Origin of the sequence: Mesorhizobium sp. B2-4-12, from assembly GCF_006441575.1 — a bacterium.
GTDB lineage: Bacteria > Pseudomonadota > Alphaproteobacteria > Rhizobiales > Rhizobiaceae > Mesorhizobium.
The window spans coordinates 1-14,363 of sequence record NZ_VFVC01000075.1 but is presented as its reverse complement, the minus strand read 5'-3'; the positions used below and the strand labels follow the sequence as shown (position 1 = coordinate 14,363).

Sequence of the window (14,363 nt, the reverse complement as noted above, 5' to 3'; positions counted from 1 at the left end):
GTTGGAGATTGGCGAACCCCGAAAGGACAGCCGATCTCCCCCCTAGAGGGGGAGATGTCCGGCAGGACAGAGGGGGGTGCTTCGCGCAAACCTCAATCATGCCGGCTCGTCCATCAGATGCAGGTGCTCGCGATTGAAGGTGAGCACCACCGCCTCGCCCTCAGCCGGCAAAGCGGTGCCGGCCGGCACCATGGCGTGAAGCCTCAGCCCGCCTGCGTCGAGCGCCAGCCTTGTGGTGGCGCCGAGATAATTGGTTCCGACGAGACGCGCGGAAATGCCCTCGCCGCTCGCGGCTCGACCGACGCGAATGGATTCGGGACGCAGGCTTCCCCAGCGATGCTGGCCGGAATAGCGCTGGACGAAGTCCGGCGGCAGCACGTTGGACGAGCCGACGAAGTCGGCGACGAAGCGGGTGCTCGGCCGTTGGTAGATATCCTCCGGCGTGCCGATCTGCATGATCCTGCCGTCGTTGAAAACGGCGACGCGGTCGGCCATCGACAGCGCCTCGCCCTGGTCGTGGGTGACGAAGACAAAGGTGATGCCGAGCGCCTTCTGCAGCGACTTCAGTTCCTCCTGCATGTTTTCGCGCAGCTTCAGGTCGAGCGCACCGAGCGGCTCGTCGAGCAGCAGCACCTTGGGCTGGTTGACCAGCGCGCGGGCGAGCGCGACACGCTGGCGCTGGCCGCCGGAAAGCTGGCCGGGCCGGCGGGCGCCATAGCCGGGCAGCCGCACCAGCGACAACGCTTCTTCCGCCGCCTTGTGCCGCTCGGCCTTGCCAACGCCTTTGACCATCAGCCCGTAGGCGACGTTGTCGAGCACATTGAGATGCGGGAACAGCGCGTAATCCTGGAACACGGTGTTGACGTTGCGGCGGTAAGGCGGCACGCCCTCGGCACGTTCACCGAAGATCGAGATCGACCCCGCCGTCGGCTGCTCGAAGCCGGCGATCAGCCGCAGGCACGTCGTCTTGCCGGATCCGGACGGCCCGAGCATGGCAAAGAACTCGCCCGGTGCGATGTCGAGATCGACCGCATCGACGGCGCGAACGCTGCCGAAATGGCGCGAAACTTTCTGGAAAGAGACGGCTGAGGTCATGGGCCTGTCAGTTCGGTTGCCGGTTAAACGGGTTCGCACGACGCCCTACCTCCCCCTCGATGGGGGAGGTCGCGGCGAAGCCGCAGGTGGGGGTGGTTAGCGCCGAACGTCCGCGCTCCCCCCACCCCGACGCTTTGCGTCGACCCTCCCCACAAGGGGGAGGGTAAGGGGATCACCGACCGCCGATGACGCCGATATAGTCCGACACCCAGCGGTAGTAGGGCACGCACTGGTCGTTCTGGCTGGCGCATTTCGAGACCGGCGTCTTCCAGAACCTGATCTTGTCGAAGTTCTCGTAGCCGTTGGTCTTGCAGCCTTCCTCGCCGAGCAGCTCATTGCCCTTGCAGGCGGCGGGCACGACAGGGAGCGAACCGAACCAGGCGGAAACGTCACCCTGCACTTTCGGCGCCAGCGAATGTTCAAGCCACTTATAGGCGCAGTTCGGATTGGCCGCGTCGGCTTCCATCATGGTGGTGTCGGCCCAGCCAGTGACGCCTTCCTTGGGAACGGTCGAGGCAATCGGCTTCTTGGCGGCGACCAGCGTGTTGACCTGGAACGGCCACGAACCCGAAGCGACAACGCCTTCGTTCTGGAAGTCGTCGACCTGGATCGCCGCGTCATGCCAATAGCGGCCGACCAGCGTGCGCTGGACGCGCAGCAGCGCCAGTGCTGCCTTGTACTGGTCTTCGTTCAGTTCGTAGGGGTCCTTGATACCCAGCTCCGGCTTGTGGAACATCAGGTAGTTGGCGGCGTCGGCAATGTGGATCGGCCCATCATAGGCCTGGACACGGCCCTTGTTGGACTTGCCGTCCGGCAGGTTCATCTCCTCGAACACGACATTCCAGCTCTTCGGCGCTTCCTTGAAAACGTCCGTGTTGTACATCAGGATGTTCGGGCCCCACTGATAGGGCACGCCATAGTGGGCGCCACCGACGGTGAACCATGGCGCATCCTTCAGGCGGTCGTCGACCGTCTTCCAGCTGGGGATGAGATCGGTGTTGATCGGCTGCACGCGCTTGCCGGCGACGAGGCGCAGCGAGGCATCGCCCGAAGCCGTGACGAGGTCGAAACCGCCTTCGTTCATCAGCGAGACCATCTCGTCGGAGGTGTTGGCCGTCTTGACGTTGACCTTGCAGCCCGTCTCCTTCTCGAAGGACGTGACCCAGTCATAACCCTTGTCGGTTTCGCCGCGCTCGATATAGCCCGGCCAGGCAACGATGTTGACCTGGCCTTCGCCCTTGCCAAGCTCCTTAACCTGGGCAATGGCCTGACCTGAGAAGGTCAACGCGACCGTCAGCGCAGTGCATGACTTCAGGAATGAATTCATCATCAATCTCCCATTTTGGCGCCTGGCCCGAAAACCGGTTCCGGTTTTCGCCAAAGGTCATGCGCGGACCGAAAAATGTCAGTTCGTCGACGGACTTGATGCCGCTCTGGTGGCGGCTTTGGTTCCTGAAGCGCAAGGTGCTTGGAAAATTCCGGTTTCGCAAATTCATTTATCAGAAATGCGGTATCGGTTTTTCCGATATATCAAGCAAAGTCATCAAAGGCGCTGCCGGACCATCCGCTGCGACTGGGCAAGTCCGATGAAGTCGCGCGCCGCCTGCGGCAGACCGGAGCCGCGCCGCCAGACCATGCCGACCTGGACCACTGGCAAAGCGCCGGAAACATCGCGCGATTCGATGCGGTCGCCTTCCAGCGACCATGGCCGGTAGACAAGGTCGGGCAGCAGCGCCACGCCGGCCCCGGTGGCGACAAGGCTGCGAACGGCTTCCACGGAGCGGGTGCGGAAGGCGACATGCGGCTTGGCGCCGATCGCCGTCAGCAGCTTGCCGGTGTTCTCCTCGATTTCGTCGACGGTGAGCATGATCAGCGGCTCGGAGGCGATGTCGCCGATGCCGATGATGTCGGCACCGGCGAGCGGATGGCCGAGCGGCAGCCAGAGGCGATAGGCCGAAACTTCGAGGATTTCCGACTGCAATGCCATGCGATCGCGCAGATTCGACGTGACCATGACGGCAATGTCGAGCTTGCCGCCGATCAACAGATGTTCGAGATAGTCGCCATTGTCCTCTATGGCCGAGACCTCGACGCCGGGATAGGCGCGGCGGTAGCGGGCAAGCAGGTCCGACAGCACATAGCCGGCCACCAGTGAAGTGACGCCGAGTTGCAGCCGGCCGCCGAAAGCAGCCTTCTCGCCGGAAAAAGAGCGGCGGGCGTCGGACACGTCGGCGAGTATCTTCGTGGCGTGGCGCAGGAACTGGTGGCCCTTGTGGGTGATGTTGAGGCCGCGCGGATGGCGGTCGAACAGTTCGACGCCGAGATCGCTTTCGAGCTCCTTGATCGCCTCGGTGACCGACGATTGCGAGATGGAGAGATTTTGTGCCGCGCGCGACACCGTGCCTTGCTCGGCGACGGCGACGAAGAATTGCAACTGGCGGATGGTGAAGGCCATGGCCGGACTAAACACCGCCGCAGCCACGAAGAAAAGCCAGTGGCAGTGCTTATCCCGTGGCTGGAGAGCCGGCGCTCAGCCGAGCGTCAGCCTGATGCGCCGCCGCCATGCGGGACCGTAGCGCAATGCCTATGCCGCCGGAGACGCGGCACGCGCGATGCACAACATCGCCTTTGCCGTGTCGGGCGGGACGTTCGCGGGCGTATGCGCCCACCAGTCGCTGGTGTTCGGTTAGAACCCGGCTGCGTCGCGCGCGATGCTGAGCCGCGCTCCGGCTTGCGCCAGCGCCGCGGCTATGTCGCGCGGCGGTGCCAAGTCGGTGGCAAGCTCGGAAAAGCCGTCGAAGCCGCAGACCTGAACAAGACCCTGACGGCCGAATTTGCTGTGGTCGGTGATGACGAGCGAACGCTGGCCGCGCGACAGCACCATGCGTGCGAATTCGGCCTCTTCCAGATCGTAGTCCATGACACCTGTCACCGCATCGACGGCACCGATGGAGATGATGGCATGGCTGACGGAAAAACGGCTGACGAACTCGATGGCCGGAGTCCCGAACGCAGCGCCTGAATCGCTGCGCAGTTCGCCGCCGGCCATGTAGACCTTGTTGCCGTTGACGGTGGCCAGCGTGCGGGCGATGTCCGACGAGTTGGTGACGACCGTCAGGCGCCGGTGGCCGAGCAGCTCCCGCGCCAGGAACGAGGTCGTTGTGCCGGTGTCGAGCATGATCGACTCGCCGTCGCGAATGGTGGCGGCGACCATGCGTGCAATGACGCGCTTGGCATCGGCATTCTCGCGCATGCGGCGTTCGAACGGCGCTTCGCCGATCATCGACGGCAGGCCGATGGCGCCATGCATCTTCAGCACCGAGCCGTCACTGGTGAGCGGCTTGACGTCGCGGCGCACGGTCTCGAGCGAGACGCCCAGCCGGTCGGCCAGGCTGTTGATGGTGATGGTTCCCTCTTCCTGCAGCAGCCGCAGGATTTCGCCATGCCGTTTCGAGTGGATCATCTGAGCGTCCCAAAATTGACCGATTCTAGGGCATTCCTAACGCTTTTAAAGGAATGCCTTCTGCTTTCGGGCAAAACACCCAAAAAAAGTCACAGCTTTTTATTGACAGCGACGCGACGCTGGCGTGAGATTGACTTCGTGACAGGCTCGGAACTGCCACGGGAGGGTGATGGCAGAGCCGCAACCGACTGGCCAGTTCGTCTGGAACATGCCTGGCGCCAGATTTTTCAGATCCGCGGGGGCGGATGCCGGGGTCAAAAACCGGCCAAGGGGCTCGTCGGTGCGGTGCGGGATACAGTTCCCGGTATCCCGCACCGACGAGGTTTTGCGTTCCTTCTCACCATCGCTATGCCGAAGACTGGCTGAACCCGGGGCAAGCTCGTGACCGCCGAAGATCGCATCCGCGCCCTGCCCTGCTGGACTGGCAGCATCGAGATCGCTCCGCTGCCGGGTGGCCTGAGCAACGCCAACTTTGTCGTCACGGACACGACCGGCAAACATGTCGTGCGCTTCGGCCAGGACTATCCATTCCACCACGTCTTCCGCGAGCGCGAGGTGATGACCGCGCGGGCAGCGCATGCCGCCGGTTTCGCGCCGGCGGTCCGCTATGCCGAACCGGGGATCATGGTGACGGCGTTTCTCGGCGCCAAGACCTATCTGGCCGAGGACGTGCGTGCCAATCTTGGCCGGGTCGCGGCCCTGATGCGCGGCTTCCACCGTGAGATGCCAAACCATATCTCCGGCGCCGGCTTCATGTTCTGGGTGTTCCACGTCGTCCGCGACTACGCGCGCACCCTTGAGGAAGGCGGCAGCCGCAAGCGTGGCGACCTGCCGCGGTTCCTGGCGCTGGCCGACGAACTGGAGCGGGCCCAGAAATTGTTGCCGATCGTCTTTGGTCACAATGATCTCTTGCCGGCTAATATTCTCGATGACGGCAGCCGGCTGTGGCTGATCGATTTCGAATATGCCGGTTTCAACACGGCGATGTTCGACCTTGCCGGCGTCGCCTCGAATGCGGGCATGAGCGACGAGGAATCTTTCGCTTTCCTGACCGCCTATTTCATGAAGGAACCGGACGAGGCGATCCGCCGCTCGCACGCCGCGATGCAATGCGCCTCGCTGCTGCGCGAGGCGATGTGGAGCATGGTGTCGGAACTCTATCTCGACGCACCGGGTATCGACTACGTCGCCTACACCGAGGAAAACCTGGTGCGGCTCGACGCGGCGCTGGAAAGCTACCGGACAAAATACGGGATCCTGAAATCATGACCTTGCCTAGCCAGGCCGCGATCGTCGTCATCGGCGGCGGCATCATCGGCTGTTCGACAGCCTATCATCTGGCGCGCGACCACAAGGCCGACGTTGTGCTGCTCGAACAGGGCAAGCTGACCTCGGGCTCGACCTGGCATGCCGCCGGTCTGGTCGGGCAATTGCGCTCGTCGGCATCGATCACCCGAGTGCTCAAATACTCGGTCGACCTCTACAAGGGGCTGGAGGCCGAAACCGGCCTTGCCACCGGCTGGAAGATGACCGGCTGCCTGCGGCTCGCCACCAATGCCGACCGCTGGACCGAGTACAAAAGGCTGGCGACGACGGCGAAAAGCTTCGGCATGGATATGCCGTTGCTGTCGCCGGACGAAGTCAAGGCGATGTGGCCGCTGATGGAGGCCGGCGATCTGGTCGGCGCCTCCTGGCTGCCGACCGACGGCCAGGCGAGCCCCTCCGACATCACGCAGTCGCTGGCCAAGGGCGCGCGCATGCATGGCGCCAAACTCTACGAGGATGTGCGCGTCACCGGCTTCGAGATGAAGGACGGTCGCATCACGGCGGTGAAGACCAATCAGGGCGACATCGCCTGCGACAAGGTGGTGAACTGCGCCGGGCAATGGGCGCGGCAGGTCGGCGCCATGGCGGGCATCAACGTGCCGCTGCAGCCGGTGAAGCACCAGTACATCATCACCGAGAAGATCGAGGGGCTGGCGACCGACGCGCCGACGCTGCGCGACCCAGACCGGCGCACCTATTTCAAGGAAGAGGTCGGCGGGCTGGTGATGGGCGGCTATGAGCCGAACCCGCAGGCATGGACGACCGATTTCGCCGGGGGCGACGTGCCCAATGACTGGCAATTCCGGCTGTTCGACGATGATTACGATCATTTCGAGCAGCACATGACGCAGGCGATCGCGCGGGTACCGGCGCTGGAAACCGTCGGCGTCAAGCAGATGATCAACGGGCCGGAAAGCTTTACGCCGGACGGCAATTTCATCCTCGGCGTGGCGCCCGAATGCGCCAACATGTTCGTCGGCGCCGGCTTCAATGCCTTCGGCATCGCTTCGGGCGGCGGCGCCGGCTGGGTGCTGGCGCAGTGGGTGGTCGACGGCGAGGCGCCGCTCGACCTGTGGGTGGTCGACATCAGGCGGTTTTCCAACCTGCACCGCGACCGGCAATGGGTGCGCGAGCGCACGCTGGAAGCCTATGGCAAGCACTATACGATCGGCTTTCCGCACGAGGAGTATGCCAGCGGCCGGCCGCGCATCGTCTCGCCGCTGTATGACAGGCTGAAGCACCAGCGCGCCGTGTTCGGCTCCAAGCTTGGCTGGGAACGGCCGAACTGGTTCGCGCCGGCGGGTGTCGAACCGCAGGACATCTATTCGATGGGCCGCCAGAACTGGTTCGTGGCGGTTGGCGACGAACACCGGCATGTGCGCGAGAAGGTCGGCATTTTCGACCAGTCGTCCTTCGCCAAATACGAGTTGAGCGGGCCCGATGCGGCCAAGGCGCTGGACTGGATCTGCGCCAACGATGTCAGCAAGCCCGCCGGAAGGCTGATCTATACGCAGCTTCTCAACACGCGCGGCGGCATCGAGGCCGACCTGACCGTCGCGCGCCTGGCCGAGGAAAAATTCTACATCGTCACCGGCACCGGTTTTCGCACCCATGATGCCTCATGGATCAGCGACCATATCAGCGAGGGCCTCGATGCCAGGCTGACCGATGTCACCGAGGATTTCGGAACGCTGTCGCTGATGGGACCGCGCGCACGCGATGTGCTGTTGGCCGTCACCGTGGCCGATGTGTCGAATGCCGGCTTCCCGTTCGGCCATGTGCGCGAGATCGCAATCGCCGGCCAAATCGTGCGGGCGCTGCGCGTCACCTATGTCGGCGAGCTCGGCTGGGAACTGCACGTGCCGATCGCGGCGACAGGCGAAGTCTTCGACGCGCTGATGGCGGCGGGCAAGAAACACGGCATCCGCCCAGTCGGCTATCGGGCGCTGGAATCGCTGCGGCTGGAAAAGGGCTACCGCGCCTGGGGCTCCGACATCACCCCCAACGACACGCCGCAGGAAGCCGGCCTCGGCTGGGCGGTCAAGCTACGCAAGAACACCGATTTCGTCGGACGGCGCGCGCTCGAGAAGGTTGGCGGCGTGCCCTTGAAGAAGCGCTTTGCCGGCTTCACGGTCGATGATCCGGATATCGTGCTGCTCGGGCGCGAGACCATCCTGCGCAATGGCGAGCCGGTCGGCTATCTGACCAGCGGCGGCTATGGCTACACGATCGGCAGGAATATCGGCTACGGCTATGTGCGCAACGCCGATGGCGTCAGCGACGACTTCCTCATCTCGGGCGGCTATGAGCTGGTGGTCGCGATGGAGCGGACGCCGGCCAAAATCCATCTCGAGCCGATGTACGATCCGACAGCGGAGAGGGTGAAAGCTTAGTTCACCCGCAGGGCGAGACCACGGCTCGGCACGGTATCCGCCTCGCCAGGCATCGAGACGTAGGGGCGCGTTTCTTCAACGCGGGTGACGAGGCCTTGCGCCTCGAGTTCGGCGATGCGTGCGGCAAAACCCTGGTCCCAAAGCGTGTTCTTGACCGTCAGCACGATCACCCCGTCGGGCCGGCAGATGCGGATCAGTTCGTCCAGCCCCTCGGCGCCGACATGGCCCGAGGTGAACACGCCGGCCGAGATGATCCCCGCATAGGCATGATTGGCGAAAGGCAGCCGACCGCCGAGCGCCAGGCAATGCAGGGCCGAATAGACGCCCTTGCGCGCGGCCTGGTCCAGCATGCCTTGCGAGATGTCGAGCGCCTCGACCTGGGGATAGCCTATTATGTCAAGCCATTCGCCGATCAGCCCGGTACCTGCCCCGGCATCGAGCAGCGGGGCTGAGCCGCGTGGCAGATGACGGGCGAGCAACGCAAGGCAGATGGTCGGATGGCGGTAGCCGGCGGCGGACATGTCGGCGTCGTAGGTTTGCGACCAGCGATCATAGAGCGCCGCCACCTCTTCCGGGCGCTTGGCCGCGTAAACCGCGCCGAGCGCACCCTGATGTTTGCTGTCCGCCACGTACTCACCAATCTCTTGCCCTGCGAGGGATGATAGCCAAACGGCGAAAATTGTGGAACCGTTGCCGCGAAGAAATAAAGGCATGGGGCGCAGCCATGGCGACAGACGAGGCAAGGGCAAAGCTTGCCGCCATTCCGGTGCTGGCCGGCTATACCGGGCCGCTGGACCGGCTTGGCGGCCTCACCAACCTTGTTTTCAGGGCCGGTGACTTCTGCCTGCGCATTCCCGGCAAAGGCACCCAGGAATACATCAACCGCGCCAATGAGGCGGTAGCGGCGCGCGAGGCGGCAAAGGCCGGCGTCAGCCCGGAAGTGCTCTATGTCGACGCCGACACCGGCGTGATGGTGACGCGCTTCATCGCCGGGGCCGAGACGATGTCGCCGGAGAAATTCAGGGAACGTCGGGGCAGTCCGGCCCGCGCCGGCGAAGCCTTCCGCAAGCTGCACGCATCGGGCGCCGTGTTCCCCTTCCGCTTCGAACTGTTCGCGATGATCGACGACTATCTCAAGGTGCTGTCGACCAAGGACGTCGCCCTGCCCGCTGGCTATCATGATGTGGTGCGCGAGGCGGAAAGCGTGCGCGCCGCCCTCGCCGCCCATCCGCTGCCGCTCGTCGCCTGCCATTGCGATCCGCTGTGCGAGAATTTTCTCGATACGGGCGACAGGATGTGGATCGTCGACTGGGAATATTCGGGAATGAATGATCCGCTGTGGGATCTCGGCGATCTCAGCGTGGAAGGCAAATTCGATGCCTTCCAGGATGAAGAGATGATGCGCGCCTATTTCGGTGGCGAGGCGAGACCTGCGGAACGCGGACGAATCGTCATCTATAAGGCGATGTGCGATTTGCTGTGGACGCTGTGGGGGCTGATCCAGCTTGCCAACAACAATCCCGTTGACGATTTCCGCGCCTATGCCGACAGCCGCTTCGCGCGCTGCAGGGCGCTGATGGAGACGCCGGAGTTTTCACGGCACCTGGCCGTGATACGCTTGGGTTAGGCACCAGAATCCGGGCTTTAATTGACGCCCTTCGGCACATTTTCGGGTGGCACCGTGGTGTCGACCACCTTCTGGCGGTGGAAGATGAACAGGCCGGCCAGCACGATGATGCCGGAGCCGATCAGGATGCGCGGGCCGGGAACATCGCCGAAGAACACCAGTCCAAACACCACTGCCCAAAGGAGCAGCGTGTAGTGCAGCGGCGCCAGCGTCGAGGCCGGCGCCAGTTTCAGCGCCCGCGTGATCATCAGATGCGCGCCGCAGGAAACGATGCCGAGCAGCAGCATGGCGCCGACGTCGAGCGCCGAAGGTGTGCGCCAAGCGCCGATGGTCAGGACGCTGCCGACCAGCAGCGTACCGATCGTCTGCCATGTCACCAGATTGGTGTCGCTGGTGCCGCGCAGCCGCCGGTTGAGGATGATGGCGAAGGCGAAGGCGATGCTGCCGGCAAGCGCGAAGCCCGACGACAAGGAGAACGCGGCAGAGGATGGCTTCAGCATGATCACCACGCCGCAGAAGCCAAGCAGGATCGCCAGCCAGCGGCGCCAGCCGACCTTTTCGCCAAGCAGCAGGTGCGAGAGTGCCGCGACATAGATCGGCCCGGCCATATAGAAACTCATGACATCAGCCAGCGGCAGATAGACGACAGCGGCATAGAAGAGCGCGGTGTCGAGCGTGGTCATGACGACACGCAATATCTGCAGTTCGGGCCGCTCCATGCGAAACAGCTTGGCGGTGCCCTGATGGGCGATCATCGGACCCAGCACGAAGAAGGCGCCGATCGAACGGATCAGCACCACCTGGCCAACGGAGAAGCTGGCGACCAGCCACTTGCCCATCGCATCGTTCAGCGCGAACAGGAAGTCGCCGGCCAGCATCAACAAAATGCCGGCCAGAAGCACGTTCCTGATTGTGGAATTCTGCGCCACGGGTTGCGTCATGCCGATCCCGATTCCTCTCATGCGAAGCTGCGTCGTAGACGGAAGCAGGGGCTTTGACGAGGAGAATCCGGGAAATCGCGGGACCAGAACCGGGAATCGGCTGGGCCTAGGTGGCTTTGTGCCTGCGGTTGACCGCCGCTGGCCTCCCCTCGATCGAAAGCCTGGTATCCTGCCTCGTGCGCTCCGCCACCACCTTGCCCCTGGCAATAACGCAAATGCGTTCGCCGCGCAGACGCAGGGCCTCGATCGGATTGCCGGCGTCGAGGATGACGAGGCTGGCGCGCTTGCCGACCGCGAGGCCGAGATGGTCGAGCCCCATGATGGCGGCGTTGACGTTGGTGACCATGTCGAAGCAGCGCGCCATGTCGGGCGGGCTCGACATCTGGGCGACATGCAGGCCCATGAAGGCGACGTCGAGCATGTCGGCGGTGCCCAGCGAATACCAGGGGTCGAGCACGCAATCCTGACCCCAGCCGACGCGGATGCCGAGCGCCTGCATCTCCTTGACCCGGGTCAGGCCACGGCGTTTCGGGAAGGTGTCGTGGCGGCCCTGCAGCATGATGTTGATCAGCGGATTGGGGATGGCGGAGACGCCGGCTTCCGCGATCAGCGGCAAAAGCTTCGAAACGTAATAATTGTCCATCGAATGCATCGAGGTGAGGTGCGAGCCGGCCACCCTGCCCTGCAGCCCCAACCGCTGCGTTTCATAGGCCAGTTGCTCGATGTAGCGCGAGAGCGGGTCGTCGGTCTCGTCGCAATGCAGGTCGACCATCAGGCCGCGCTTGGCTGCGATTTCGCAAAGCTCGGTCACCGAGCGCGTGCCGTCGGCCATGGTGCGCTCGAAATGCGGAATGCCGCCAACGACGTCGACGCCCATGTCGAGCGCACGGATGGTGTTCTGGCGTGCCGTCGGCGAGCGATAGAAGCCATCCTGAGGAAACGCCACCAATTGCAGGTCGATGTAAGGAGCGACCGTTTTCTTGACGTCGAGCAGAGCCTCGACCGCCAGCAGCCGGTCGTCGCAGACATCGACATGGGTGCGGATGGCGAGCAGCCCCGTCGACACCGCCCAGTCGCAATAGGCGAGCGCCCGGTCGCGCACCGTCTCATGCGTCAAAAGCGGCTTCAGTTCGCCCCACAGCGAAATGCCTTCGAGCAGCGTGCCCGACGCGTTGATGCGCGGAATGCCATAGGAGAGCGTGGCATCCATATGGAAATGCGGATCGACGAAGGGCGGCGACACAAGATTGCCACGGGCGTCGATTTCGGCCCGGGCGGAACCCTCCAGCCTGGGCTCGATCGCCGCGATCGTCTCGCCGCTGATGCCGAGATCGGCAATCCTGCCATCCGGCAGCGTGCCGCCACGAACGATAAGGTCGAAGTCCATCTGTCGTCATCCCGCTTCAAGAATCACTTTTCCATCGTGTCCCAAAAGACAGCATGCCGCAGCGGTTTCTTTCCAGAAGCCGCCAATGGTTCCATCCGGCCGCAACTCCCTCTATAAGCCGCCTTCGACATCCCGGCATCAAGGATCAGCCGTTGTTTCGTTTCTTCCGTTCGACGGAGAACCAGCGCCTCGTGGCGAGGCTGCTCAGGGAATCGTTCCGGCAGCACAGGGCCGGCTACGCCGCTGCCATCCTGTCGATGCTCGTGGTGGCCGGCATGACGGCTGCCAGCGCCTGGATCCTGCGCGAAATCACCAATGAATTCGTGATCGACAAAAGGATCGAGCGCGTCAACATGATCGCCGTGGCGGTCGCCGCGATCTTCATCGTCAAGGGCATAGCCAATTTCGTCCAGGCCTACTTCATGAGCCGGGTCGGCAACGCCATCATCGCCGAACGGCAGCGCAAGATCTATGACCGCATCCTGGCGCAAGGCATCGAATTCTACCACTCGACCTCGTCGTCCGACCTGATCACCCGCATGACCAACAATGCCCAGGCGGCGCGCAACGTGCTCGACCTCATCGTCACCTCCTATGTGCGCGATCTGGTGACCCTGGCTGCCTTGATCGGGGTCATGGTCTGGCAGCAGCCGGCGCTGTCGCTGATCTGCTTCGTCGTCGGTCCGCTGGCCATCTACGGCGTCAACCGCATCCTGAAACGCGTGCGCAAGTTCGCGGCGATGGAGTTCCGCTCGGTCGGCCAGATCGTCCAGGTGATGCAGGAAACCGCGATCGGCGTGCGCGTCGTCAAATCCTTCAACCTCGAAGGCCTGATGCGCAAGCGCATGTACAGGGCGGTGTCCGATGTCGAGGACCGGGCCAACAACATCGCCGCGCTGGAGGCGATCACCAGTCCCGTGATGGAAACGCTGGCCGGCCTGGCCATCGCCGGTGCCGTGCTGGTCAGCGGCTTGCTGGTGCTGCAGGGCGGCCAGACGCCGGGCGGCATCACGGCCTTCATCGCGGCACTGCTGCTGGCCTATGAACCGGCAAAACGCCTGGCGCGCGTGCGCATCGCGTTGGAAAGCGGCATTGTCGGCGTGCGCATAATGTTCCAGCTGGCCGACGAGCCGCTGACGCTGGCCGAGAAGCCGGATGCAACGTCGCTCCGGGCCGGACCGGGCGAAATCCGGTTCGACGCCGTCAGCTTCGCCTATCAGAATGGCCCGCCGGTGCTGGACCGGTTCGACCTGACCTTCGCGCCCGGCAAGATGACGGCGCTGGTCGGGCCTTCCGGCGGCGGCAAGTCGACGATCCTGAACCTGATCATGCGCATGTACGACCCGAAGAGCGGCAAGGTGTTGCTCGACGGCCAGGACATTTCCCAGGCGACCCTTGCCTCGCTCAGGGAAAAGATCGCCTATGTCGGCCAGGACACGTTCCTGTTTGCCGGTACGATCATGCACAACATCCGGCTCGGGCGGCAGGACGCGACGGACGAAGAGGTGATTGCCGCGGCCAAGGCGGCCAATGCGCATGACTTCATCATCGCGCAAGCGAAGGGTTACGAGACCGATGTCGGCGAGAATGGCGGTCTGCTGTCGGGCGGCCAGCGCCAGCGCATCTCGATCGCACGCGCCATGCTGCGCAACGCCGAAATCCTGCTGCTGGACGAGGCGACCAGCGCGCTCGACGCCGAATCGGAAGCCCTGTTCCGCGACGCGCTGCAGCAATTGACGGAAGGGCGTACGACCATCGTCATCGCGCACCGCCTGTCGACCGTGCACCAAGCCGACACGATCGTCGTGCTGGAAGCCGGCAAGGTGGTGGAGAGCGGCCCGCACAAGACACTGCTCAGACAGGGCGGGCTCTACCAGAAGCTTTATGAATATCAGCTGATGCCGTGAGTGTGGAGCAGCGCAAGCCGAGGACAGGTAGTCCTGCAGAGTTTGTGCTGCCCCTCATTGTCCTGCCGGACATTTCTCCCTGTATAGGACGGGGAGAAAGAGGTCGGCACCAACGGCTTCGCCCAATTTGTCGTTGTTGCAAGAATGCTAGAGCAGAATCTGATCACTCTGGCTCGTAACCTGCGGCGCTGAAGTAGTTTGTGCATTGCTCGGCGGTGAAGCGT

The 14,363-nt window shown here is 63.7% G+C and carries 11 protein-coding genes and 1 pseudogene; 5 read left to right on the top strand and 7 right to left on the bottom strand.

The window, feature by feature from the left end; translation table 11 throughout:
• Window positions 1–96: 96 nt before the first annotated feature.
• From FJ934_RS26825 to FJ934_RS26815, 3 genes are all read right to left on the bottom strand, one after another.
• Window positions 97–1,095, bottom strand: coding sequence for an ABC transporter ATP-binding protein (locus FJ934_RS26825; protein ID WP_140613424.1), 999 nt, complete (start codon window positions 1,093–1,095; stop codon window positions 97–99).
• 172 nt (window positions 1,096–1,267) lie between these two features.
• On the bottom strand, window positions 1,268–2,422 hold the full coding sequence (locus FJ934_RS26820) for an ABC transporter substrate-binding protein (RefSeq protein ID WP_140613425.1): 1,155 nt from the start codon (window positions 2,420–2,422) through the stop codon (window positions 1,268–1,270).
• Between the two features lie 216 nt (window positions 2,423–2,638).
• Window positions 2,639–3,550 (bottom strand): LysR substrate-binding domain-containing protein, encoded by a 912-nt coding sequence (locus FJ934_RS26815; RefSeq protein WP_140613423.1) that lies wholly within the window; start codon window positions 3,548–3,550, stop codon window positions 2,639–2,641.
• Between the two features lie 130 nt (window positions 3,551–3,680).
• On the opposite strand from FJ934_RS26815, the pseudogene FJ934_RS28615 reads away from it, so the two are divergent.
• Window positions 3,681–3,785, top strand: a pseudogene (locus FJ934_RS28615) (NAD(P)/FAD-dependent oxidoreductase); the annotation flags it as partial.
• On the opposite strand, the gene FJ934_RS26805 reads toward FJ934_RS28615, so the two are convergent.
• Complete coding sequence (locus FJ934_RS26805) at window positions 3,782–4,558, bottom strand: DeoR/GlpR family DNA-binding transcription regulator (protein ID WP_140613422.1); 777 nt, start codon at window positions 4,556–4,558, stop codon at window positions 3,782–3,784. The pseudogene FJ934_RS28615 and the gene FJ934_RS26805 overlap by 4 nt on opposite strands.
• 381 nt (window positions 4,559–4,939) lie before the next feature.
• Here FJ934_RS26805 and FJ934_RS26800 point away from each other — a divergent pair, with 381 nt between their 5' ends.
• The gene (locus FJ934_RS26800; protein ID WP_140613421.1) at window positions 4,940–5,827 is read left to right on the top strand and encodes a phosphotransferase family protein; all 888 of its coding nucleotides are present in this window, start codon (window positions 4,940–4,942) and stop codon (window positions 5,825–5,827) included.
• On the top strand, window positions 5,824–8,277 hold the full coding sequence (locus FJ934_RS26795; RefSeq protein ID WP_140613420.1) for an FAD-dependent oxidoreductase: 2,454 nt from the start codon (window positions 5,824–5,826) through the stop codon (window positions 8,275–8,277). Before FJ934_RS26800 ends, FJ934_RS26795 begins: the two co-directional genes overlap by 4 nt.
• Here the strand turns inward: FJ934_RS26795 and FJ934_RS26790 are convergent.
• Entirely contained in the window at window positions 8,274–8,906 is a 633-nt protein-coding gene (locus tag FJ934_RS26790) for a class I SAM-dependent methyltransferase (protein WP_140613419.1), read from the bottom strand. The two genes, FJ934_RS26795 and FJ934_RS26790, sit on opposite strands and share 4 nt — an antisense overlap.
• A 95-nt stretch (window positions 8,907–9,001) precedes the next feature.
• Between FJ934_RS26790 and FJ934_RS26785 the strand changes: the two genes are divergently transcribed.
• Window positions 9,002–9,904 carry a phosphotransferase family protein gene (locus FJ934_RS26785; RefSeq protein ID WP_140613418.1) on the top strand — a complete coding sequence of 301 codons (903 nt, stop codon included), beginning with the start codon at window positions 9,002–9,004 and terminating at the stop codon, window positions 9,902–9,904.
• A gap of 17 nt (window positions 9,905–9,921) precedes the next feature.
• On the opposite strand, the gene FJ934_RS26780 is transcribed toward FJ934_RS26785, so the two are convergent.
• Both FJ934_RS26780 and FJ934_RS26775 read right to left on the bottom strand, forming a co-directional pair.
• A complete protein-coding gene (locus FJ934_RS26780) occupies window positions 9,922–10,845 on the bottom strand; it encodes a DMT family transporter (RefSeq protein WP_140613417.1) in 924 nt (307 codons plus the stop codon).
• A gap of 106 nt (window positions 10,846–10,951) precedes the next feature.
• Complete coding sequence (locus FJ934_RS26775; protein WP_140613416.1) at window positions 10,952–12,232, bottom strand: amidohydrolase family protein; 1,281 nt, start codon at window positions 12,230–12,232, stop codon at window positions 10,952–10,954.
• A gap of 152 nt (window positions 12,233–12,384) precedes the next feature.
• Here FJ934_RS26775 and FJ934_RS26770 point away from each other — a divergent pair, with 152 nt between their 5' ends.
• Window positions 12,385–14,139, top strand: coding sequence for an ABC transporter ATP-binding protein (locus tag FJ934_RS26770; protein WP_140613415.1), 1,755 nt, complete (start codon window positions 12,385–12,387; stop codon window positions 14,137–14,139).
• The last annotated feature ends 224 nt before the right edge of the window (window positions 14,140–14,363 follow it).